The sequence below is a fragment of the Empedobacter brevis NBRC 14943 = ATCC 43319 genome, assembly GCF_000382425.1.
Taxonomy (GTDB): Bacteria; Bacteroidota; Bacteroidia; order Flavobacteriales; family Weeksellaceae; genus Empedobacter; species Empedobacter brevis.
In genome coordinates this window covers 34,388-59,288 of sequence record NZ_KB908307.1, presented here as the reverse complement: position 1 = coordinate 59,288, position 24,901 = coordinate 34,388, and the positions used below count along the sequence as shown (strand labels likewise).

Here is a 24,901-nt window from a genome sequence, read left to right as displayed (position 1 = left end):
AAGAGGTCTTTTTTGTATCTTTCCTTAAATTAATCACATATCGAAAAATGAGAAAATATACTTTATTAGCAATTGGATTATTTACATTCAATCAAATCAATGCGCAATATTCTAAAGAAAACCAGAAAAAATATGTAGAAGAATTAGCTTCTGATGAGATGAAAGGAAGAAAATTCGGAACTCCTGAAAATCGTTTGGCAGCCGAATTTATTGCAGAAAAGTTCAAGCAAAATCATCTAAAACCATGTGTAGGGAATTCGTATTTAATTGAATTTGAATACAAAGGTAAAACGGGACAAAATGTTTGTGGAATAAAAGAAGGAAAATCAACAGATATTTATGCGGTTGGTGCGCACTTCGATCATGTCGGAACGGATGAAAAAGGAGAGGACAAGATTTATAACGGTGCGGATGATAATGCGAGTGGAACTTCTGCTGTAATGGCTTTGTCAGATTATTTTAAAGATAAAAAAGTTAATAAAACAATGATGTTTATGGCTTTTGATGCAGAAGAGATCGGTCTAATAGGCTCTAAAATGTTAGTGGAGAATACAAACTTTCAAACATATCTGCCCAATATGAAAGTCATGTTAAATTTAGAAATGATCGGGACTGTATCTGCTTTTGGAGAAGGTAAAGTGTATATGACCGGGAGCGATCGTTCGGATTTGATGGATTTGATGAACAAAAATTCCTCTAAAACATTTAAAGTGGAAAATGATCCTTATTTACAACAACAATTATTTTTCCGTTCGGATAACGTAAATTTTGTGAACCATAAAGTTGTATCACATGCTTTATCATCCGTAAACATGGAAAATCAAAAACACTATCACCAAAAAAATGACGAAGTATCGGTGATTAATTTTGAAAATCTTTCAGAAATAACACAAGGAATCGGGCATGTTTTAAATCAAATGATGACGAAAAACGAAGCACCGAAATATTTGAAATAATGATGAAGCAAACCGTTCCAAGTTGAACGGTTTTTTTGTATATTTTAGTTTTATTAAATTGAAATAAATGGAAACTTACTTCAATATAGTTGTACGATGTATAGCAGTATATGCTTTTATGATTATCGCCATCAGGGTTTTTGGTAAAAAAGAATTATCCCAGTTAAATACAGCAGATGTTGTACTTATTTTATTGATCAGTAATGCTGTTCAGAATGCGATGGTAGGACCGGATTCGAGTTTACAAGGAGGATTGATCGCTGCATTTGTACTGTTCTTTTTAAATTTTATTTATAAGAAACTAATTTTAAAAAACAGAAAAATTAGAAACCTTTTAGAAACTAAACCTGAAATTTTAATTCACAAAGGTATTGCCGATTTTACCATGTTAAGTAAATTAGGAATAACATCTGAAGAATTATTTGAAGCGATGCGTGAGCATGGTGTAGATAAAATAAAAGATGTGAAGCTTGCAATGTTTGAAGTAGATGGGAATATTTCGATTATAAGTGGAGACCATAACTTGAAAGAAACACATTATAAACGAAAACATAACCACAAGAATTTACAAGGAGCAAATTAAATTAGAATAAGAAATTAAATCTCATGACTCAATTGAAAATCAAATATGAATAAAATAATCAACCCTTTAAGCTATTGTATACTCCTCCTCTTATTATTCGTCATTCTTTCAATGAATTTTTTTCCTATAAAAGGGTTGGAAATAGTATACAAATATAGAATTGTATTGATTGTACTTTATATTGTATTAAGAATTACAAAACATTTTGTATTTAATAAAAAACAATCGGCAGATGAATGATTTAATGAATGGAATTATCAAACAGTTTCAATATTATAAACAATTAGGTGAAAAAACATTTTCGCAATTATCTGAACAAGATTTATTTTGGCAGTACAATGAAAATTCAAATAGTATTGCAATTATTGTGAATCACCTTTCAGGTAATATGTTGTCTCGTTGGACAGATTTTTTGACAACAGACGGTGAAAAAGAATGGCGGAATCGTGACGAAGAATTTGAAGCTCAGATTCAATCAAAAGATGAGCTTCTTGAGAAATGGCAAAGAGGCTGGAATTGTATGTTTGATGCTTTAAAGCGTATCAAAAAAGAGGAAGATTTAGAGCAGGTTATTTACATTAGAAATGAAGGTCACACGGTAATAGAAGCAATAAACAGACAATTGGCTCATTATCCTTATCATGTAGGACAAATCGTTTTTATTGGAAAATTGTTAAAAGATGCTGAATGGAATTCCCTTTCGATTCCGAAAAATAAATCGTCAGATTATAACCAGAACAAATTTTCTTCAGATAGAAAAAAACAATATTTTACAGATGAATTTTTAGATAAAGAGAAATGAACAAATCGTTGAAATTAAATAATTTATTTTTCAATAGCACCGGTTGAAGACCTGTAGGCTAAATTTGAATCCAAGACAATCGTTTTATTTTCGATTGTCGGATTTTCTATTTTTTCCAGTGTCAGTAGAGCAGCTTTTTCTCCCATTTCTTCTAGAGGAGATTCTACAGTCGTCAACTGAGGATGAAGCATAGATGATAAAATTGTACCCGAAAAACTGGCAATAGCAATATCTTCAGGAATTTTATAACCTTTTTCTAATAAAAAATTCATCGCTCCAATGGCCAAAATATCTGAAAAAGCAAAAATGGCATCAAATGGTATCTTTTTATGAATAAGTTCTTCTATGGCCTTTTTTCCATCGAATGTACTTAGTTGTTTAACTCTCACTTTTAATTGTTCATCGTGTAGCTGATGTTTTTTCAGTATTCTATCGTAGCCCATTTCTCTTTCTTTGGCATTCCGAATTGTATTTGGTCCTAAAATGTGTACAATTCTTTTTTTTCCGGTACTTATTAAATGTTCAACCATTAATGAGGAATAAATAGCATCTTTAACAATTACTTTTGGTGCTTTTAATTCGATATTAGGAATGCGGTCGTAGAAAATAACCGGAGTGCCGTTCATTATTAACTTTTGGTACAGATCAATATTTTCAGCTTCATTACATGTACAAACAATTAAAGCATCTACCTTTAGGTTTTCAAAGAATAGAATATTCTGCCTCTCTTTGTTCTTGTCTTCATCTGAAACTTTTATGATAAGCTGATAATCTTTCGGATATACGATATTTTCTATTCCCCGAATAACAGATATGGCATAAGGTGTTACCATTTCCGGAACAATTACCCCAATATTCTTAGTTTGTCCTGATTTCAAATTTAAAGCCAACCGATTAGGTTTATAATCAAACTTTTTAGCAGCTTCTAATATCCTTTTTTTAGTATCAGGATTAATATTTTGATTTTCTAAAAATGCGCGTGATATGGTAGATGTAGATAACGAGAGGTATTTTGATAAATCTTTTATCGTAATCTTTTTATTCTCTTTCATTCGGTTAGGTTTAATTGGGTATAGCAGAAATAAAGGAGAGAATAGAAATCAAACTAATAAGGTGTTAAAATTGATGATTAGCATTCTGTCTTTATATTTAAAATTTTTCCAACAAGGTTACGAGTAATTTTACAGTTAAAAGTTCACATTTGGTAATTTCGTTGTCCTTTCGGTTTTTTAACAAATTCTGTTTCATAACCTTGAGGCAAAAAAATGAAGAATCCTTTGAATGAGGATTAACATAAGACAAATGAACTTTTCTGAAAAATTGGTTTTATTGTTCATCAACCCATAAACCTCTTTGTTGAATAAATTTTATAAATCTTGATGATTACATTTGCCTGTATGGCAGTTTTTTAATTCGATTGTGAGCTGAGTTATTTTACTTTTTTGCCTTTTGATCATCTTTTCCTGATAATCAACTTTAGCATTCAATTCATCAAGTTTTTTATTTTGGCAACTGAGAAAAAATAAAAACAAAAAAAGTAAACCAAAATAGAGAGATTGTTTCATTTAATTTACTTTTTTATTTAGGGTTACTTAATTATTTTAGAAGTCACATTTTGATTCGAGATGATAAATGATTTACCACACGTTTTATCATTTATGACCTGAACTTGAATTAACGCAGGAAAGGAACGATAATCCTCTTGATTGAACGGCGCTTCATCACCATCTCTTCCTCCTCCTTTTATATCATATCTTAAATAGGCAATTCCTTCAAATTTTGCAACAGGCGTAAATTTTAATTCTCCTGTATTCCTATCATAGATCCAAGTTCCTTCGTCTGAAGTATACGTATAATTTGGATTATTTGGAATAACTTCACCTTCTTTTGTTAAAAACCGAAACGATTTATAATCGATATACTCATTCCCTTTTACGATTTCTCCATCAATTACTATTCTTCCATAAGGGAGAACAGAATATGCAATATCATTGTTTAGTGGAGTAGTCGTAATAGATTTATTTCTACAAGTAGAATACAGATCATCCGTTGCTTCTGCAGCATATGCTTTCGATACACCTAAATTTTTAAGTAAATGGATATTTGTTGCCTGACCAGTAGAAGCAGCAAAACCTATTCTTAAGGTTTTAGGAGGAGAAGTATCTAATTTTCGGAAAACGGAAGGTTTTACACCGTTGTCCTCATAAGTTAGTTGAATCGGATAATGATAATTATCAATTACGGTATGTAACTTATTTCCTGCTTTTATTTTTACAGTAATATTGTAGCCCCCTAGCTTTGAGGGTTCTAGTATTAAAAAAGCTTTTCTAAAATTAGAATCTTCTTCATTTTGAGGTATTTTGCTTCCATCAATATCAACCGAAAAACTATCAAAAGTGTCATTTTTTTCATATTTAAATTTACCTGTATTAACATCTAAAGAAGCAGCTCTGTTTGATGAGTTTTTAAGTGCTTTTGTTGAAACTGTGTATAAAACAGGATAACCTCTGTATTTTGTATCCCGCTTACCTCTTAATGTGATATGATTGTTATATTCTCCTTTTGGATAGTTTAAAATTCCATTTCGATGTTCCTCACCTTGATAAAATTGTTTTTTAAAATTACCGAATTCATCAAACCCAATTCCCAAAAAGGCACCCCTTAAACCTTCTGTGTTGTATCTTTTGTCATTTGTGTCATTGTAACTGTAACCAAGTCCGGCACCATTTGCTCCAATATTTAATTGTTCTTTCGGAATGTCTCCATCTATTAAAAAGATAGAAAAACCATCGCCACGAGAACCATCAAATTTAGTCCCGCCGTAAGATATATATTCAAATTCGAATTTTATCCCTTCATCATTTTTGAAAATTTGATCAGAAAGCAAAATGGCTCCGAATGAATTTTTTACGGCATCGGTTAGCCTTAAACCATCTTTAGTAAATGTCGCACTATTAACTGCGCCGGGAACAACAGGTTTATAAGCTTCTTTGGGTTGTGTTCCTTTTGTGAAATCTACAAAATAAGGGAATCCTGTTCCGTTTTCATTTTGAGCAGACAAGAAAGAAGAGCTTCCAAATAAGAAAGCTAAAACGGAATACATGTAAAATTTTCTCATACACCTGTTACTTTACAACAAATAAAATATTGATAAAGGTATAATCTGTTGCGTTTGCAACTACATCATATGTCATGATACCATTGTCATCAATCTTTATATTTTTAAAGACCTTAGTATCCGCATCTAAAATATAATAAAATAAATCTTGTTTGCTCAAATAATATGGGACAGCTGATGGAGAACTTGGACTTTTTGCTAAGGGTGTTGCAAATTGTTTTACATACAAACTATACAAATCTTTCTGTTGAGCTGTTTTTGAAGAACTCGTTTCAAATGGAATACTTGGCATATAAAAGGATTTATTTGTATTTGCATTCAGGCAGAACCATTCAGGCAAATCTTTTGTACCAATATTTTGACTTAAACATTTTTTAGTTAAATCATAGACCATTAAAGCGTTTGCAGGCTGTATAATATTTTTGATTTCATTAGAAGTAAGACGGGGAATCAAAATTCCTGTAGTAGAACTTTTTATATCGAGTGATGAGCTTGGGTCTGGATTTTCTGTATTAATTCCTACCTGTGCGAATCCGATAGAGGTAATAAATAGTAAAAATAAATTTTTCATTATAATAAATTGATTTTATAGGATTGATTATTTTGGTGAAAGTTAGTTAGGTTTTTTTTGTGATATGATTACAATTAAATATTTTTATTTGGTGAAATTACTTGATTACAATTACTTGAATATAATTTATTGAGCAAAGAATAATTGGGAACGTTCCCTTTTTTAAGGGAACGTTCCCAATTGCTAAAAATAATTTTGAAAAGAAGCATGAAATAATCAACTAAATAATTAGTCTTAAAGAAAGTAGTAGTTTAAGAATGGAGAATGTAAACTTTCATTATAAGTAGAAAAAGTAAGCATAGATGCTGATAAGATTTATCAGTTGAATAGATAAGACAATAAACAATTATGAATTTTAAGATATGACTGATTAATAGCAATGATTAAAATGAAAAAATCCAGTTCAAATTGAACTGGACTTTTTCATTTGTTATGCTAAATTTTCTTCTTTCTGCAGAAGAAGTTTATAAATTAATCCACCTACAATTGCTCCTGCGATTGGTGCTGCCCAAAATAACCACAGCTGAGGAATATAGTCGCCTCCTACAAAAATAGCCTGAGATGTAGATCGGGCAGGATTTACAGATGTATTTGTGATCGGAATCGAAATTAAATGAATTAATGTTAAAGCTAATCCAATTGCGATTCCTGCAAATTTTCCGTTTGCAAATTTATCTGTAGCTCCTAAAATTACAATTAAAAAGAAAGCTGTTAAAACAAATTCAATCAAGAAAGCAGCAGTCACATTATAGCCGTGCGGGGATAAAGCACTATAACCATTTGCAGCAAAGGCGCCTGCTTTAGTATTATCTATAATCAAGCCGGCATCATTGTTAGAAGCAATCAAATACAAAACTCCCGCAGCAGCAATTGCACCTAAGACTTGCGAAACAATATAAGGGATTAATTGTTTTCCGTCAAATCGACCTCCGGCGAATAATCCAAAGGACACAGCAGGGTTAAAATGACCACCGGAAATATGACCAACTGCATAAGCCATTGTCAATACAGTAAGACCAAATGCTAATGCGACACCAGCATAACCAATTCCCAGCTCTGGAATTCCTGCTGCAAAGATTGCACTACCACAACCTCCGAAGACTAACCAAAAAGTGCCAAAAAACTCGGCAGCATAATTTTTCATAAGTATTTTTTTAATATTAAAAAGTTTAGTTGAAAAACAATTTAAGAAAAAATTAAGAAATACAAGTGATTTTTTTAATAAAATTAATTTAAACAAAAAAATCGCTCTGAGTAATCAGAGCGATTTACATATTTGAAAAAAGATTCTAATCTCTAATTTTATTAGTCCATATATGCTTCAATAGGTGCACATGTACAGATTAAGTTACGGTCTCCGTAAGCATCATCAATACGAGAAACAGATGCAAAGAATTTACGTTCACGAACCCATTCAGCAGGATAAGCAGCTTTAGAACGAGTATAAGGATAATCCCATTCGTCAGCTGTAATCAAATGAATTGGGTGTGGTGCATTATGTAATACATTGTTGTCAACTGGATAATCACCATTTACAACCTCATCAATTTCTTGACGAATAGAAATTAATGCTTCGCAGAAACGGTCCAATTCCGCTTTATTTTCAGATTCTGTAGGTTCTACCATTAATGTTCCGGCAACAGGAAATGACACTGTTGGCGCGTGGAAACCATAATCAATTAAACGTTTTGCGATATCGGTAACTTCAATACCTGCTTTTTTGAATGGGCGGCAATCTAAAATGAATTCGTGTGCAACGACATTGTTTGCATTTGTATATAAAATATCAAAATGCTTCTCTAAACGAGTTTTCATGTAATTGGCATTTAAGATTGCACCTTGTGTAGCTTTCAATAAACCTTCTGCTCCTAACATTAAAATGTAAGAATAAGAAATTGGTAAAATGAATGCAGAACCATAAGGAGCTGCAGCAAATGTATTCTTAGCTTCTTTTCCACCTGTTTCGATGATTGGAGACGATCCTAAGAAAGGAGCTAAGTGCGCTTTCACACAAATTGGTCCTACACCAGGTCCTCCGCCTCCGTGAGGAATAGCGAATGTTTTGTGTAAATTCAAGTGACAAACGTCTGCACCAATATTTCCGGGAGAAGTTAATCCAACTTGTGCATTCATGTTTGCGCCATCCATATAAACTTGCCCTCCGTAAGCGTGAATCATTTCAGTAACTTCTTCGATATTGCTATCAAATGCGCCATAAGTTGATGGATAAGTAATCATCAATGCAGCTAAGTTATCTTTATGTTTTTCACATTTATCTTTCAAATCAACTAAGTCTGTTTCCCCGGACTCTAAGTTTTTTACAACAACAACTTGCATTCCAGCCATTGCAGCAGAAGCAGGGTTAGTTCCGTGAGCAGATTGTGGAATTAAAGCAACATTTCTGTGCCCTTCTCCTCTTGCTTCAAAGTAAGAACGAATGACCATCAACCCGGCATATTCTCCTTGTGCACCAGAATTTGGTTGTAAAGAAGTCGCATCAAACCCTGTGATAACAGCTAAATACTCTTCTAAGTTTTTGATTAATGTTTGGTAACCTTCAACCTGTTCTTTTGGTGTGAAAGGGTGTACATTTCCCATTCTTTCCCAAGACATGTGCAATAATTCAGTTGCAGCATTCAATTTCATTGTACAAGAACCCAATGCGATCATCGATTGATTAAGCGCTAAGTCTTTACGCTCTAAACGTTTGATGTAACGCATTAATTCTGTTTCTGTATGATATAAATTGAAATTCTCGTGTGTTAAGAAATCAGAAGTTCTGATTAAATCTTGTGGTAAATATGAATCGTCAACTTCAAATTCGAAATCATCTTCTGTCTTTTTGATTGTCGCAAAAACACTTAAGATCTCGAAGATGTCTTCTTCTGTTGTCATTTCATCAACAGTGATTGAAATCTTCCCATTTTCGAAACCGTTCACATTCATTTCTTCTTCAGCAAAAATTTTCACGATTTCGTCTGTGTTTTCTACTTCGATTTGAACAGTATCAAAGAATTCGGTATTAACTGTTTTGAATCCTAAATGTTGAACACCGGCCTGTAATATTCCGGCTTTTGTATGAATTTGATTTGCGATAAATTGTAAACCATCTTTTCCGTGATAAACAGCATAGAAAGACGCCATAACAGCTAATAAGACTTGTGCAGTACAAATATTAGAAGTTGCTTTTTCACGTTTGATATGTTGCTCACGTGTTTGTAAAGCCATACGCAAAGCATAGTTTCCTAAACGGTCTTGAGACACTCCAATGATACGTCCCGGAATTACACGTTTATACTCTTCAGTACAAGATAAAAAAGCAGCGTGTGGACCACCGTATCCCATTGGAACACCAAAACGTTGAGATGTACCGATTGCAATATCAGCTCCCCATTCACCCGGAGGTGTTAACAGAGTTAACGCCAATAAATCTGTAGCAACTGCAACTTTTGCATTAACGGCATTTGCTTTTACGACAAATGATTTATAATTATTAATTTGTCCTCCTTTACCAATGTATTGAACAATTGCTCCGAAGAATTCTTCTGTTAATTCAGTTGTTTCAAAATTTCCGATGACTAATTCAATTCCTAATCCATGTGCTTTCGTCTCTAAAACAGCTATAGATTGAGGAAATAAATTATCAGCTACGAAAAATTTGTTTACATTATTTTTCTTTTGGTCTCTGGAACGAGATTCAAATAACATATGCATTGCTTCACCACATGCTGTACCTTCGTCTAATAAAGAAGCATTTGCAATAGGTAAACCTGTTAAATCAGAGATAACAGTTTGGAAATTTAATAAAGCCTCTAAACGTCCTTGCGCAATTTCTGCCTGATATGGTGTATAAGCTGTGTACCAACCAGCATTTTCTAATACATTACGTTGAATAGGAGCGGGTAAAATGGTACCGTAATAGCCATATCCAAGGTAATTTTTTACTTTCTTATTTTTTGAAGCAATTTCAGCTAAATGATTGATCGCTTCAAATTCTGATAACGCTTCTGGTAAATCCAAAGCATTTTTCAATCGAATGTTTTGAGGAACTGTTGCCTCAATTAAAGAATCAATAGAATCTTTCCCAATTACAGTAAGCATTTCAGCTGCTTGCTGCGCATTGTTTCCAATATGTCTAATGGAAAAATCGTTTGTGTTCATTGTGTTTGCGCTATGTTTATTTTCGCGTAAAAATACATTATTTTCTCTTAAAATAAAAGTGAATAGACATGTTAAAAATCAAATGAATGAATGAATTAGAAAATCAGTTTTTTATAAATAAATAGCCATAAAAACTTTATTTTTTTCAAAAAAATAGTCATATTGGCAGTAAAATTGGAACAAATAATTCACGAGAATTTTATAAATTTATCCTACAGTTAAAAAATCTATGCAAACAAACGATTTTATGGAACTTAACGAGAATACTTCTGAAGTCAAAAAAGAGAAAAAATTTCCTTTTCTAAAGAAATTGGAGATGATGATGGAAGAATCAAAATTAGAAGATGCGAAAAAATCTAAAATGAAACGAGTTCATAAAAAAGGTAATTCGCAAATTGCTAAAAAAATGGGAGAAGAAGCAGTGGAAATGGTAATTGCTTCTGAACAAGACAATGATGAGAACTTTTTGGAAGAATCGGCAGATGTGTTCTTTTATTACTTAATGGCTTTACATGCTCGCGGTTTTGAATTGAAAGATGTGTTGGAAATTCTGAAAAAAAGGCATAAAAAATAATTAACACCTCACATTCATATGCAAAAAGGCGGTACGTCGATAAAACTAATCATTGCTGCAGCAATTGTTATTTTTTCAGTTATTAAATATTTTTCATCCTCTGAAGTCAACGAAATTACAGGCGAAAAACAGTATATTTCTTTAACGAAAGAAGATGAGATTGCAATGGGAGTGAATTCGGCTCCGCAAATGGCAAGAGAATTTGGTGGGTTATCGCAAAATGTACAATATCAAGAACTCGTGAAACAAGTTGGGACGAAGATTGTCAACAACAGTGACGCACGCAAAACGAATTATCCTTTCCAGTTTTATGTTTTGGCTGATAATCGGACTGTAAATGCTTTTGCGCTGCCTGGAGGGCCTATCTTTATTACCGAAGCTTTATTAACACGCTTGCAAAATGAGGATCAATTGGCTGGTGTTTTAGGACATGAAGTCGGTCATGTCATTGCACGTCATAGTGCAGAACAACTATCAAAACAAGAACTTTCACAAGGAATTGCAGGAGCAGCAGGTGTTGCAGCGGGTGATGCTAATTCGGCATATTATGCACAAGTTGTAGCGAATATGGTGAATATGAAATATGGTCGTGATGATGAATTAGAATCGGATGATTTAGGGGTTCGGTTTATGATTCAGGCAGGTTATAATCCCGAAGCCTTAATTGGTGTAATGGATATTTTAGAGGAAGCCTCAGGAGGAAGTCAGGTTCCTGAATTTCAAAGCACACATCCATCACCTTCTAATCGTCGCGAAAAAATAAAAGCAGCTATAGAGAAATATAAATCGAATTAAAATTACAACTATTAATTCTATCATTAAAAGATATTATTTATCAACTATTAGAAGTCGAGTAATTGGCTGTGTTTTTATAATGATAGGCTTTTCTCTTGTTTTAATTGATTTTATTTTTGATGATCTTTCCCAATTGACCTTAAGTGATGTACTAAAAAGATTAGTCTTAAATTTTGATGATTTTGCATCAATAATTGGATCAGTTATTTTTTTGTTTCTGAAAGTTATACTCATTTCATATGGAATAAAATTGGTTAAAAACAGTCAAAGAATTATACTTATAGAGATTCATAACTCCCAAATAAAATATAGAAAATCACCGGAATCACGTTATGATGTTTTTCATTTCTATAATAGCTTAGAAAGTTTAGAGTTCAGTAAGATCAAGAACGTTTCTTTAGTGAATGATTTTTTTTACAAGAATATGATCAAAATAATGACTTCTCAAGAAACTTTATTTTTGACAGGAGTACAAGTTTTATCATTGTCAGAAAAAGAAGAAATTGTAAAAATTATTCGTTCCAAAATTATTCCAAAAACTTCGCTTTCAATTCCGGAGTAGGTAACCAACAGCTTTCTTTTTTTCCGAACCAATGGTATCTGTTTTTAGCAATAATGCTATAAACAAAGTCTCGAATAGGTTTTGGAACAATCATAAAAAAACGTAGCCAGGAAACTTTTTGGTCTAAATAGTTTGCTATTCGAAGAGGAGCTGAGGATTTGGTATAAAATTTATCATTCTCAATAAAAACCATTGAATCGAAATCGGTTGCATCCAGCTTCTTTTCTTTCAGAAAATTCTGACCGAAATCGGATTGTAAGGAAGCAAAAAGGAACTGATTTGCTTTGTCGTGCTTTATCACAAACTGAACCGATTGGTTGCATAAATTGCAAATGCCATCAAACAAAATAATTTTCTCCGTTTTCATACAATAAATATACGTCAAAAGTAGCTAAACTCTAAAGGTTATTTTTAAATTAGCCAAAATTAACAATCAATCATGTTTAGTGAATATTTATTTCGAAAAGTTGATAATTCTCCACTTGTGATTTTTCGAATTATCTTCGGACTATTAGTTGTAGCAGAATGTTGGGGTGCCATCTTTACAGGGTGGGTACAAAACAACTTTGTTGAGCCGCAACTTACCTTTTCGTTCATAGGTTTCGAATGGACAAATGTTTTCTTGGGGCAAAATATGATTTACCTCTATGTGTTGATGGGAATACTAGGATGGTTTATTGTTTTTGGTTTTGCGTATCGGTTTTCAATTATCCTTTTTTCTATTTTGTGGTCGTTGACTTATTTCATGCAAAAAACAAGTTATAACAATCATTATTATTTATTTATGCTTGTTTCGTGGATGATGACGGTAATTCCTGCCCATCATTTCTTTTCGATAGATAGTTTGATCTTTCCTAAAATAAAGCGCTTAACCATGCGAAATTGGGTACCGACATTGTTGATTATTCAATTGTTGATTGTTTATACTTTTGCAGCATTTGCTAAATTATATCCCGATTGGTTTAACGGTGTTTTTTTACAAATGAAATTTCACGAATACGGCGATTTGTTAACGACTAAATATAACTTGGTCGGATTAGGAAAAGTTGTGAGCAGTTTAGGATTTGCTCAGGTTTTTGCTTGGGGAGGTTTCTTTTTTGATTTACTTATTATTCCTGCAATGTTAATGAGTAGAACGCGTGGAATAGCTTTTAAATGTGCTGTTTTCTTTCATATCTTCAACTCAGCTATTTTTGGAATAGGAATATTTCCTTTTTTTGCATTGGCGATGATGATTTTCTTTTACGATCCTGTAAAAGTCCAGGAAGTAGTTTTTCCTAAAAAATCGTTTATGATGGATCGATCGGATGATGATAATCTGTTAACGACTCGACGTGTGATGTTTTCTTATTTGATGTGTTTCTATATACTTTGGCAAATCTATTTACCCGTTCGCCATTATTTCATCCCCGGAAATGTATTTTGGACAGAGGAAGGACACCGTTTGTCTTGGCGGATGATGCTGCGAAATAAATCGGGAGAAGTGGAAGTTTATGTTTCAAAACCGGATCCTCAAAAAAAAGGAAAATTTTTGAAAAGAGAGAAAGTAGATTTGACGAAATATTTAACATTTAAGCAAATGTCAAAAATGGCTGTCAGTCCTGACATGATGTGGCAATTTGCACGTTTTGTGAAATATGATTATGCCAAAAATGGTGTACAGGATGTGAAAATTTTTGTGGATGCAAAAGTTTCTGTAAACGGAAGTGAATATTATCAGTTTACAAATCCTAATTATAATTTGGCTTATACAACATGGAGTTATTTTGGGCATCAAAAATGGATACAACCTACACCAAAAGAATTGCATTTATCTTATTTTGAATAAAATTGTGTAACTTTATACAACAACAATCAAAGAATACAATTATGAAATATACTTTTTTAGCAATTGCATTTGCAACCTTATTATCCTCATGTGGAAAGAAAACAGAAGATGCCGGTGTAAATGCTTACAAGGGTTTGGATAAACAAAAACAAGAGCACAAAGATTTGGATAGTATCGGAAAAGAAGCACAACAAACGTTTGATGATTTTAAGTTAGCGCTATCCATGAAAGATACGACGACAACTAATTTTATGATTCAACAAAAATATCAAATCCCAAAATCTGAATTAAAAGAAGGAATTTGGGTAAGTGATATTGTGAATGATAATGATACTTTCAAAGGAATTGTCAATAGTACGCCTCAGTATATAAAAGAGTTAAAAGTTGGAGATACAATAACAATAGATCCTAATAAAATAGGAGATTGGATGTATTACAAAGGAGATAAAATGATTGGAGGATTTACGATAAAATACCTTCGAAGTAAATTAGATGATAAACAACGTGCAGAATTTGACAAACAATATAAAGTAAAGTTTGAAGATTAATCATAAATAAAAAAGCCGCTTATTGCGGCTTTTTTATTTATGATTAATCAATCAAAGATAATTGGATCTTTCGTTTTTCTGTATCAATACCAATGACAGTTACTTCAATTTGTTGGCTCAAATGAACTTTTGAATTGACATCCGAAATAAATTCATTCGAAATCTTGGAAATATGAATCAAGCCATTTTCTTTAATTCCAATATCGACAAAACAACCAAAATTGGTAATATTATTGATAATTCCAGGAACTTTCATTCCAAGTTGTAAATCTTCAAATTTTTTCAATCTTGAATCAAAGCTAAAAACTTTGGCTGTAGAACGAGGATCTAAACCGGGCTTTTCCAATTCCTTTTTGATGTCTTCTAAAGTTGGTAAACCCACTTTTTCCGAAATGTACTGATTCAAATCAAGCTGGTTGATTAATTCTTTATTTTGAATCATATCTTTCAACTCAACATTTAAATCTTTTGCCATTTTTTCAACAATTGCATACGACTCAGGGTGAACGGCAGAATTATCCAACGGATTTTTTGCATTTGGAATTCGCAAAAATGCAGAAGCTTGTAAAAATGCTTTTTCTCCCAAGCGAGGAACTTTTAACAATTCTTTTCTCGAATTAAAAGCCCCATTTTCGGTGCGATAATCGACAATATTTTCTGCTATTTTTTCACCGATTCCGGCCACATAGTTCAACAAATGTTTGCTTGCTGTGTTTAGATTGACACCTACTTTGTTTACACAGAAAGAAACCACATCGTCTAATTCGCTTTTCAACAAAGTTTGATCGACATCGTGTTGATACTGACCAACTCCGATTGATTTTGGTTCGATTTTAACCAATTCTGCTAAAGGATCCTGCAAACGACGACCTATAGAAACGGCTCCACGAACAGTAACATCTTTATCGGGAAATTCATCACGGGCAATTTTAGAGGCAGAGTATATTGAAGCTCCGGCTTCGTTGACCACAAAAACTTTTAATGGCCGATCGAACGCAATGTTTTGAACCAAGTTCTCTGTTTCGCGTGAAGCAGTTCCATTCCCTATAGAGATGGCATCTACTTGATAAGCATTCACAATCGATTTTAATTTTTTGATTGCTTGTCCTTTTTCGTTTTGGGGAGCATGTGGATAAATATTTTCATTGTGTAACAAATCTCCTTGTTCATCCAAAACAACAACTTTACATCCAGATTTGTATCCGGGATCTATTGCCAAAATTCTTTTTTCTCCTAAAGGAGGAGCTAAAAGTAATTGATTTAGATTTTTCGAGAAAACATGAATAGAGGTTTCATCTGCTTTCTGTTTTGCTTCTTTTAAAACTTCATTGGAAATAGAAGGAGCCAAAAGGCGCTTGTATGCATCTTTTATTGCTTCCTCAATCATCCATGAGACTTCAGGTTGAATAGATTTTATCAAGGTATATTCAAGAAACTTGAAAGCTTCCTTTTTGTCAATGGTTACATTTACTTTTAAAAAACCTTCGTTCTCACCACGTAAAATGGCTAAAAGTCGATGAGACGCAATCTTTTTGAGTGGTTCATTGTAGTCAAAATAGTTCGAAAATTTTTGTGCATCTTCTTCTCCGCTTTTTGTTTTTACAATTTTACTTTCAATTAATGCTGATTTTCTGAAAAGATCTCTCAATCTGTGGCGAACATATTCATTTTCATTTATCCATTCAGCAATAATATCTTGTACGCCAGCAAAAGCATCTTCGATACTTGTAACATCTTGATTTAAATATTTCTTTGCTAAATCTTCTAAATCAGTAATATTATTCTGCTTCATAATGATTTTAGCCAAAGGCTCCAGACCTTTTTCTTTAGCAATTGTAGCCCGAGTCTTTTTCTTCTTTTTGTATGGAAGGTATAAATCCTCTAATTGAACCAAATCAAAACTTTTCTGAATACGCTGCTGCAATTCATTTGTCAATTGATCTTGTTCATGCAAAGTTTTTAAAATAAATTCTTTTCGAGAGACAATTTCTTCATACTGAAATTGTAGTTTTTTGATAGCAGAAATTTGAACTTCATCTAAATTTCCAGTTAGCTCTTTTCTATATCTTGCAATAAAGGGTATAGTGTTATCTTCTTTCAGACAATTTACAGTATTGTTGATCGATTTTTCTGAAATAGAATTAAGATGTTGATGAATATATTGGATCAAATTCATGTTAAATGTTTGGAGTTGCAAATTACTATTTTTAGCAGATATAAAAAATAACAAGTTTTATTTATATAGGTCGTATTTATAGTTTGAAATAAATCATGGATTTCTTTAAATTTCTGAAAAAATAATAAGGGTCTTGTTTTAAATAAAAAAAATAAATAAAAATTTTCTAAAATATTTTGGTATTTATTAAATTATTTCTAAATTTGACCTCAGGTAGTAGAGAGTAAGATTGATTTTTTTTAATGTTAAATTTATACTTACTAGTGTAAGTTTTTTTAAAAATCAATTGGGTTTAAGCTGAGGAGCTTAAACCCGTTTTTTTTTCAACAACTTTCATATCTTTGAGTCAAAATAAATACTGCATAATGGCTCGTATAAAATTAAACTTTTGTGGTGAATTTTTATTTTCAACAATAATACCAGTACGCATAAAGGATCTTAATTATGGCAATCATTTAGCGAACGATAAAGTATTGTCTATTTTGCATGAAGCACGTATACAATTTTTCCAGTATTATGGTTATTCTGAACTAGACTTTGCAGGCGTAAGTGTGATAATGGGTGATGTAGCGATAGAGTATAAAAATCAGGCATTTTATGGCGATCATTTATTAATAGAAATTGGAATTCAAGATTTTTCACGTGTCAGTTTTGATATTTTTTATAAAATCTCGACAGAGGATAAATTAATAGCCAAAGCTAAAACAGGTATTGTGACTTTCAATTATCAAAAAAATAAAGTAGTTGAAGTTCCGGAAAAGATCAAAGAAATCTTTCAGTAGATGTAAACTTCAAAAAAAATTATTACGCTAATCATTTAAGTCTTTGTAAATTTGCATCGAGTTATGAAGATTTTACCATATAAAAATTTATTTGTCGGCATTACCGACACATTGCAACAAATTTTCTTCGAAGGAAAATATGCAGATAAAGAAGTTGAGCGAACATTGAAATCGAATAAGCAATGGGGCGCACGTGATCGTGCATTTATTGCCGAAACGGTTTACGATTTGGTTCGTTGGAAACGTTTGGTTGAAGGGGCTATGAGCCGTCCGCTTTCTCCTGAGTCTATTTGGGAATTTGTAGGGACTTGGTTTGCTTTAGATCCTGAACAAACGTTGCCTAAATGGGAAGAATTTCAAAAAATCTATCCGAAGGAAGTTTTAAAAAGACATCACCAATCTTCGAAAAAAGTAGCTGTAGCAGAATCTTATCCGGATTGGATGTTCGAGTTAGGGGAGAAGTCTTTAGGAAACCGTTGGTTAGATGAAGTGCATGCGATGAATTCGCAAGCGCCTACAGTTTTACGTGTAAATACATTAAAAACAGATCGTAAGACATTACAAAAAGCGTTAAAAGAAAGAAGAATAAAAACGAAAGTTTTATCTAAATACCAAGATGCTTTAGAACTTGAAGAGAAAACGAACATTTTTAGAACAGATGAGTTTCAGAATGGTTGGTTCGAAGTTCAGGATGCAGGTTCTCAGTTGATTGCTCCATACTTACGTGTTCAGCCGGGAATGCGTGTAGTTGATGCATGTGCCGGAGCCGGAGGGAAAACGTTGCATTTGGCTTCTTTGATGGAAAACAAAGGCCAAATTATTGCGATGGATTTGTTCGAATGGAAATTGAAAGAATTGAAACGCCGTGCTAAACGTAACAATGTTCAGAATGTACAAACCAAAATAATTGAAGCAAAGACAATCAAACGTATGGAGAACTCTGCAGATCGTTTGTTAATCGATGCACCATGTTCTGGAATGGGCGTTTTAAAACGTAATCCTGATGCGAAATGGAAGCTGCAACCTCAGTTTATAGACGAAATTTTAGCGACCCAAGAGAAAATATTAGCCGATTATTCTAAAATTATAAAAGTTGGCGGATTGATGGTGTATGCGACTTGTTCTATTTTACCGCAAGAAAATGAACAACAAGTAGAAAAATTCTTGGCAAATCATCCCAACTATAAAATGATCTCTGATAAAATGCATTATCCGTCTCAAACAAATTATGACGGGTTTTATATGGCTTTGATTGAAAGAATTGCTTAAAAAATAATTTATATAAAAAAGACCAGGTAAAAACCTGGTCTTTTTTGTGAAATAATTTATCTTATTTTAAATCTCACGCGTCTATTTTCAAAATTTTTCCAATCAATACAATTGGTTGCAGGATTACACTCTTGGTGTTTCAAATCAGAAAAACCCTTCCCAAGAATGATAAATCGATTTTTATCCAATCCTTTTTTAACTAAATAATTTAAAACAGCATTTGCTCGTCGTTCTGATAAATCTAAATTATAATAATCAGTTCCAACGGCATCAGTATGCCCTTCGATTATAAAGTTTAATGTTGGGTTTCGTTCCATAATTGCAATGATTTGATTTAATTTTTGAAAATCAACTGCACGAATTTCATCTTTGTCAAAATCAAATTCGACGGTTTCCATCAAATAATTGGAATAGTCCTGAACATAATTTCCAATCTTTTGGGGTATTAAATTTTCTTCCGGGCAGCCATTTCCAAAACGATTTCCTTTCACATATGGACAGTCATCTTCCAAATCCATTACACCGTCGCCATCGGTATCATAATCATTGTTGAAATTTTCTGAATTTCCTTTCTGAATGAATAAATTATAAGGTGTTGAGAGATTAAATGCTGTTCCTATTTTTTCAATTTCTTTTCTATATCGTCCATCTTTCTTACACATTTCGCCACACCGTTGTTCATCTTTCAGTAGGTAATCTATCTTTTGTTTCGCCCAATAAAATTTGATTGCCTCTAAAAATTCATTATTTTGTTGAGGTTGTTTAATGTCGAAGTGTTGAATGAAATTTTGAGTTGATTGATTTCCTATTATTTCTATTTTTTTTGGATAACGGCGATTACAATCACGTGAAACAAAGCTGACAGAACTTTGTGCTAAATAGGTGTTGAAATTTTTTGGAAACGTTTCGTGGAGATTAATTTGAGAGGATTGAACTTTCAAATGATAAATGGAAGTATTCAATACAGCGTGTTGAAATTGTTTGATTTTTTGATTAAATTCTTTCGAATCATTTACAGTAATGGGAAGTGTTCCGGTTGCTAAGCTGATAAAATTCATTGCCTGATAATCCAGTTCTCGCCCAATTCCTAGTGTTATAAATTGAGCATCTTTCGAATAATTTCGAAAAGCATTGTAGACGGTTTCATTTAAATTCATTTTTCCATCAGAAATAATAGCAATCACTCGTTTATAGTTTTTATCGAAAGGATTTTTCTGAATTTGTTCAATGGCTTCATCCAATAGTTTTTCACCATTCCCAAAATGAGAATTGATTTTTTCTAAAGCAAATGCTATATTTTCTTTGGTTGGAAACTGCGATTCTTTAAACAATAATTCATTTTTTGTGGAATAAATCAAGAGATTAAATTTATCTGTCGAATGCAAATTCGGAAGAAGTTGATTTATTAGCTGCTTAATTGTTTCAATGGGTTGATTCATCATCGAGCCGGAAGCATCTAATACAAACAAGAATTCTCGCGGAGCATTATATGCTGTTGCATTTTTTGATGGTTCTATTGTCCCTAAAATGTAATCACAACCATTTTCTGTAAATGTTTCAATTCCTGTTTGAAGCACATTTTTACTATATGAATAGCGAATCGCAGGGAGTTGATGATCTGAATTTTTTGCTGAATAGTTGGTATTACTCTCCTTTGAAAATTTCAAATCTGATCCAATTTCAGAAATCGGGAAGTTTCCTGAAAGATGAATTTCCGAACTTATTTTTTTAGGAAAACCATTTAATTTCATATTCCAACGATGAATTTGACTGAAAGATTCAGTTCGTTTAATAATGAATTCAGGAAAATAAAGTTGGTAATAGAGGTCATTTTCTTCGATGATTTTCGAAACGCTCAATTGAATTCTAATTATTGCATTTGCGGGTATTTTTCCTAAATCTAATTGTAAAACCTGATTGTTTTTTTGGTTTTTAAAAATCGTAGAAGCATCAATATTTTTTAAATCTTTTCGAATTTCTGCGATTGATTTAGAGTTGATTTCAAAAACCTTCTCATTTACAAAAGCTTTTAATTCGTAGACATTTTGTGAAGCGTGGTAAGGATAAATAAATTTAGCAGACACTTCATCATTTGAACGATTTGTAAAATGAAAAGAACTGTTTAAGTTTCCTAACAGATGATGAAAACGATAGGTATTCTCAAGATAAACGGCTTCTATTTTTTCGAAATCTTCATCATTCTTTAATTCCAGATATGGAAAGATCTGCTGTCCAAAACAAAATACATTGAGTACAATGAAAATGATTGAAAAATATAGACGTTTTGTTTTCAAATTTTTGTTTTCAAATTTATCAATGTAAAGATAATGAAAGAATTATCGAATAGAGTTTAATCATAAAATTTTTATAAAGTCAAAAGAGAAACTTAAAAAAGCGTAGAACATTTAAAATCAAATCAACTAATTGCTGTAAATTAAAAAAGATTGGTTTGATAATTGCTAAATTCAGATTTAACAAAAAAGTTAAGTAAATTTGCACTTTATTTTACATAAAAGATGAATTTTAATTTCACAGAAGTTGAAAGAGTAGAAAGTATTTCTGCAAAAGATTTTCAGAAATATTACGTTAAACCTCAAAAACCAGTTGTAGTAGAGCGGATTACAGAAGATTGGCCTGCTTATGAGAAATGGAATTTTGAGTATATAAAACAAGTAGCAGGAGACAAGGTTGTCCCTTTATATAATAACGATCCCGTAGATTATACCAAAAAGGTAAATGAACCGGTTGCTAAAATGAAAATGTCCGAATATGTAGATTTGCTACAGAGCCAACCAACAGATTTGCGTATATTTTTATACAATTTGATGAGCCAGGTTCCACAGTTGCAGCAAGATTATAAAATGCCTGATTTGGGATTGAATCTTTTCAAATCGATGCCGATGTTATTTTTTGGAGGAGAGGGATCAAATGTTTTTATGCATTATGATATTGATTTAGCCAATATTTTGCATTTTCATTTTGCAGGAGAAAAACGATGCATTATAGTGCCGCCTGAGGATACAAAATACATGTATAAAATACCTCATTCTGTGATTTGTAGAGAAGATATTGATTTTGATCACCCTGATTTTGACAAATGGCCGGCATTGAAAAATATCAATCCAATGGTTGCAGATTTAAAACACGGAGAAATGTTGTATATGCCCGAAGGTTGGTGGCATTATATGAAATATCTGACACCGGGTTTTTCAATGAGTTTACGTTCGTTGGCACATAAACCAAAAAATCTATCCGAAGCAATTTATAATATCTTTTTGATGCGTACGTATGATAATGTGATGCGTAAACTGAAAGGTCAGGATTGGATTGATGAAAAAAATAAGCGAGCAATTACAAAAACGAATAAATTAATTGCACAATAAAAAGAACATTTTTAGAATAATTTTCTAAATCAAGGAATGTCTTATGAAAGATGTTCCTTTTTTTATTCTCTCAACTTAAAAACTTATAAATCAATAAATATTTCATTTTCATGTTATAAAATTTCAAAAGATATTTGCAGAATATTTTTCTGAATTTTTGATAATATGATTGTAAAAAAAGGAAATTTTTGGGCTTTATTGCCCTTGATTATTTTCATTCTTGTCTATTTTTCTGCCTCTACTTATTTGAACGATTTTTATTCCGTTCCGGCATTAGTTGTATTCATGTTGGCATTGGTAATTGCTTTTGTTCAATTCCCTAAAATTTCGTTTAATACGAAAGCAGAAGCATTTTGTAAGAATGCAGGAGAAGAAACAATTGTGTTGATGATTTTAATTTTTCTTCTCGCAGGAGCTTTCGGAAGCTTAGGTTCTACAATTGGAGCTGTAGAATCAACCGTTAATTTATTTTTGAATTATCTTCCAGCTTCCTTCATTGTATCAGGATTCTTTTTGTTGTCATGTTTTATTTCGACAGCTTTAGGAACTTCAGTTGGTACAATTGTCACGGTAGCTCCGATTGCCGTACAAATGGATAAAATGATTCCCGGATCGATGCCCATTTTATTAGGGGCTGTAGTAGGAGGAGCAATGTTTGGGGATAATTTATCGTTTATTTCAGATACGACAATTGCTGCAACCCGCACGCAAGAAGTAAGCATGAAATCTAAATTTAAAACGAATTTTCGAATAGTAGTTCCGGCAGCTATTGTTTCGGCAATTATATATTTTTCACTTTCTCAACATTTTGACACAACCAATTTCCAAGGAAAACAGCTAGACTTTGATTTGATTTTAGTTTTACCTTATTTGTTAGTTTTCGGAATAGCAATGTCTGGTATCAATGTTATTTGGGCTTTAATTGTAGGAATTCTATCGTTTCTTGGAATTGGTTTGTTTTATTCCGGTGCTTCAATGTTAGAGTTGGTTTCTTCCATTAATGAAGGGTTCAAAGGAATGTTTGAGTTAAGTATTATTTGTTTGGTGATAGGAGGAATTGTCGGAATTATCCGCTTGAATGGAGGACTGGATTTTATTATTTATCATCTGACTAAAAATATCAAAACAAAACGTCAGGCTGAAATAAGTATTGCTTCGCTTACGGCCCTAGCAAATGCTTGTTTGGCAAATAATACCATCACAATTTTAATTTGCGGAAAGATAGCAAAAGACATTTCGGATCATCATGATTTGGAAGGAAAACGTGTAGCGAGTATTTTGGATACGGTTTCATGTTTTGTACAAGGTATTTTACCTTATGGTGCACAGGTTTTGGCTGCTGTAGCTGCTGCGAATGCTGTGTCAAGTGTTACAAAAGTGTCTTCCATAGATGTTCTTTCTAATTTATACTACCCGTTTTTGACAGGGATTTGTACCTTAATTTTTATTTTATTTTTTCAACCGAAATCATCTAAAAAAATAGATTGATCTATGGTATTCATTCGTCAAATATTATTTTATAACTTTGTAGACTGAAATTTTTTAAGATGAAAAGAGTTGTCGTAGGACTTTCTGGAGGAGTAGATTCAAGTGTTACAGCCTATTTGCTAAAAGAGCAAGGGTATGATGTGATCGGATTATTTATGCGTAATTGGAACGATGCATCGGTAACTTTGGAGGATGAATGTCCATGGATAGAAGATAGTGCAGACGCTTTGTTGGTTGCTAAAAAATTAGATATTCCTTTTCAGGTAATAGACATGTCTGATTCGTATAAAGAACGTATTGTAGATTATATGTTCAATGAATATGAACAAGGAAGAACACCAAATCCTGATGTATTGTGTAACAGAGAAATCAAGTTCGATTTGTTTTTAAAAACAGCTTTAGAACTTGGGGCAGATTATGTTGCAACGGGACACTATGCACGAAAAACTTCTACAATAGATGAGAATGGAAATGAAATTTTTCAATTGTTAAAAGGAAATGATAACAATAAAGATCAATCTTATTTCTTGTGTCAATTATCACAAGACCAATTAAGCAAAGCATTGTTTCCTATTGGAGATATAGAAAAACCTGAAGTACGCAGAATTGCACAAGAACAAGGGTTGGTTACAGCAAATAAAAAGGACTCGCAAGGGTTATGTTTTATTGGAAAAGTTAGTTTACCTGAATTTTTGCAGCAACAATTAAAGCCTAAAGAAGGTGTGATTGTAGAAATTGAAAAGGAATGGAAAGGTTATAAACGTCAATTACCTACATTTTCAAATAAATATGAAGCATTAGATTTTGAAGCGAAAGGATTTTCTTATAAGCAAGAAGATGGAAATATTGTAGGAAAACACCAGGGAGCTCATTATTTTACACGAGGACAACGTAAAGGTTTAGGTGTCGGAGGAAAAGTAGAGCCGTTGTTTATTATCGATACGGATGTTGAGACAAATGTTATTTATACAGGTCAGGGAACAGAACACCAGGGATTATTGAAGAAAGCGTTGTTTATAAAAGAAGAAGAAGTACATTGGATTCGTGAAGATCTAGCTTTAAAAACAGATGAAACAATGGAGATTATGGCGCGTATTCGTTACCGTCAACCATTACAAAAAGCAACTTTGCATAAAGCAGAAAGCGGAATGTATGTCGAATTTGAAAAACCTCAATCTGCAATTACAGAAGGTCAATTCTGTGCTTGGTATGTGAATGAGGAACTTTTAGGTTCTGGAGTGATCAATAACTAAAATTATAGTTGTCATTATATTTTAAACGCTCAAGGTTTTCTTGAGCGTTTTT

General features: G+C 32.4%; 20 protein-coding genes. 12 read left to right on the top strand and 8 right to left on the bottom strand.

Going from position 1 to position 24,901, the window contains the following annotated elements:
- Positions 1-47 precede the first annotated feature (47 nt).
- The 3 genes from H277_RS0117785 to H277_RS0117770 all read left to right on the top strand — a co-directional run bounded on the left by H277_RS0117785 (position 48) and on the right by H277_RS0117770 (position 2,341).
- Positions 48-956 (top strand): M28 family metallopeptidase, encoded by a 909-nt coding sequence (locus H277_RS0117785; RefSeq protein WP_019976982.1) that lies wholly within the window; start codon positions 48-50, stop codon positions 954-956.
- 67 nt (positions 957-1,023) lie between these two features.
- Complete coding sequence (locus H277_RS0117780; RefSeq protein ID WP_019976981.1) at positions 1,024-1,539, top strand: DUF421 domain-containing protein; 516 nt, start codon at positions 1,024-1,026, stop codon at positions 1,537-1,539.
- Between the two features lie 232 nt (positions 1,540-1,771).
- Entirely contained in the window at positions 1,772-2,341 is a 570-nt protein-coding gene (locus tag H277_RS0117770) for a DUF1572 family protein (protein ID WP_019976979.1), read from the top strand.
- A 23-nt stretch (positions 2,342-2,364) separates the two neighbouring features.
- Here H277_RS0117770 and H277_RS0117765 read toward each other — a convergent pair whose 3' ends face one another.
- From H277_RS0117765 to gcvP, 5 genes are all read right to left on the bottom strand, one after another.
- Positions 2,365-3,393, bottom strand: coding sequence for a LacI family DNA-binding transcriptional regulator (locus tag H277_RS0117765; RefSeq protein WP_019976978.1), 1,029 nt, complete (start codon positions 3,391-3,393; stop codon positions 2,365-2,367).
- 536 nt (positions 3,394-3,929) lie between these two features.
- The gene (locus tag H277_RS0117755; RefSeq protein ID WP_244874910.1) at positions 3,930-5,459 is read right to left on the bottom strand and encodes an L-type lectin family protein; all 1,530 of its coding nucleotides are present in this window, start codon (positions 5,457-5,459) and stop codon (positions 3,930-3,932) included.
- Between the two features lie 7 nt (positions 5,460-5,466).
- Complete coding sequence (locus H277_RS0117750; RefSeq protein ID WP_019976975.1) at positions 5,467-6,030, bottom strand: hypothetical protein; 564 nt, start codon at positions 6,028-6,030, stop codon at positions 5,467-5,469.
- A 430-nt stretch (positions 6,031-6,460) separates the two neighbouring features.
- Positions 6,461-7,174: an aquaporin Z gene (gene aqpZ, locus H277_RS0117745; RefSeq protein ID WP_019976974.1), complete on the bottom strand. Its 714-nt coding sequence runs from the start codon at positions 7,172-7,174 to the stop codon at positions 6,461-6,463.
- Between the two features lie 161 nt (positions 7,175-7,335).
- Positions 7,336-10,191: an aminomethyl-transferring glycine dehydrogenase gene (gene gcvP / locus H277_RS0117740; protein WP_019976973.1), complete on the bottom strand. Its 2,856-nt coding sequence runs from the start codon at positions 10,189-10,191 to the stop codon at positions 7,336-7,338.
- A 229-nt stretch (positions 10,192-10,420) separates the two neighbouring features.
- On the opposite strand from gcvP, the gene hisE reads away from it, so the two are divergent.
- On the top strand, positions 10,421-10,765 hold the full coding sequence (gene hisE / locus H277_RS0117735) for a phosphoribosyl-ATP diphosphatase (RefSeq protein WP_019976972.1): 345 nt from the start codon (positions 10,421-10,423) through the stop codon (positions 10,763-10,765).
- A gap of 18 nt (positions 10,766-10,783) precedes the next feature.
- The gene (locus H277_RS0117730) at positions 10,784-11,560 is read left to right on the top strand and encodes a M48 family metalloprotease (protein ID WP_019976971.1); all 777 of its coding nucleotides are present in this window, start codon (positions 10,784-10,786) and stop codon (positions 11,558-11,560) included.
- Positions 11,561-12,087: 527 nt separating this feature from the next.
- Here H277_RS0117730 and H277_RS0117720 read toward each other — a convergent pair.
- Positions 12,088-12,489, bottom strand: a complete 402-nt coding sequence (locus tag H277_RS0117720; protein WP_019976969.1) for a thiol-disulfide oxidoreductase DCC family protein — start codon at positions 12,487-12,489, stop codon at positions 12,088-12,090.
- Positions 12,490-12,561: 72 nt separating this feature from the next.
- On the opposite strand from H277_RS0117720, the gene H277_RS0117715 reads away from it, so the two are divergent.
- Together H277_RS0117715 and H277_RS0117710 are read left to right on the top strand one after the other, a co-directional pair.
- Positions 12,562-13,950, top strand: a complete 1,389-nt coding sequence (locus H277_RS0117715) for an HTTM domain-containing protein (protein ID WP_019976968.1) — start codon at positions 12,562-12,564, stop codon at positions 13,948-13,950.
- Between the two features lie 41 nt (positions 13,951-13,991).
- The gene (locus H277_RS0117710; RefSeq protein ID WP_019976967.1) at positions 13,992-14,498 is read left to right on the top strand and encodes a DUF2314 domain-containing protein; all 507 of its coding nucleotides are present in this window, start codon (positions 13,992-13,994) and stop codon (positions 14,496-14,498) included.
- A 43-nt stretch (positions 14,499-14,541) separates the two neighbouring features.
- On the opposite strand, the gene H277_RS0117705 is transcribed toward H277_RS0117710, so the two are convergent.
- Positions 14,542-16,674: a Tex family protein gene (locus tag H277_RS0117705; RefSeq protein ID WP_019976966.1), complete on the bottom strand. Its 2,133-nt coding sequence runs from the start codon at positions 16,672-16,674 to the stop codon at positions 14,542-14,544.
- Positions 16,675-17,039: 365 nt separating this feature from the next.
- Here H277_RS0117705 and H277_RS0117700 point away from each other — a divergent pair, with 365 nt between their 5' ends.
- Both H277_RS0117700 and H277_RS0117695 read left to right on the top strand, forming a co-directional pair.
- Positions 17,040-17,456, top strand: coding sequence for an acyl-CoA thioesterase (locus tag H277_RS0117700; protein ID WP_019976965.1), 417 nt, complete (start codon positions 17,040-17,042; stop codon positions 17,454-17,456).
- A gap of 63 nt (positions 17,457-17,519) precedes the next feature.
- Positions 17,520-18,725, top strand: coding sequence for an RsmB/NOP family class I SAM-dependent RNA methyltransferase (locus H277_RS0117695; protein WP_019976964.1), 1,206 nt, complete (start codon positions 17,520-17,522; stop codon positions 18,723-18,725).
- Between the two features lie 56 nt (positions 18,726-18,781).
- Here H277_RS0117695 and H277_RS0117690 read toward each other — a convergent pair whose 3' ends face one another.
- Positions 18,782-21,019: an OmpA family protein gene (locus tag H277_RS0117690; RefSeq protein WP_019976963.1), complete on the bottom strand. Its 2,238-nt coding sequence runs from the start codon at positions 21,017-21,019 to the stop codon at positions 18,782-18,784.
- 222 nt (positions 21,020-21,241) lie between these two features.
- Here H277_RS0117690 and H277_RS0117685 point away from each other — a divergent pair, with 222 nt between their 5' ends.
- The 3 genes from H277_RS0117685 (at position 21,242) to mnmA (ending at position 24,849) form a co-directional block, all read left to right on the top strand.
- Positions 21,242-22,108 (top strand): cupin-like domain-containing protein, encoded by an 867-nt coding sequence (locus tag H277_RS0117685; protein WP_019976962.1) that lies wholly within the window; start codon positions 21,242-21,244, stop codon positions 22,106-22,108.
- A gap of 165 nt (positions 22,109-22,273) precedes the next feature.
- The gene (locus H277_RS0117680) at positions 22,274-23,596 is read left to right on the top strand and encodes a Na+/H+ antiporter NhaC family protein (protein ID WP_019976961.1); all 1,323 of its coding nucleotides are present in this window, start codon (positions 22,274-22,276) and stop codon (positions 23,594-23,596) included.
- A 59-nt stretch (positions 23,597-23,655) separates the two neighbouring features.
- Positions 23,656-24,849 carry a tRNA 2-thiouridine(34) synthase MnmA gene (mnmA, locus tag H277_RS0117675; protein WP_019976960.1) on the top strand — a complete coding sequence of 398 codons (1,194 nt, stop codon included), beginning with the start codon at positions 23,656-23,658 and terminating at the stop codon, positions 24,847-24,849.
- Positions 24,850-24,901: the final 52 nt, after the last annotated feature.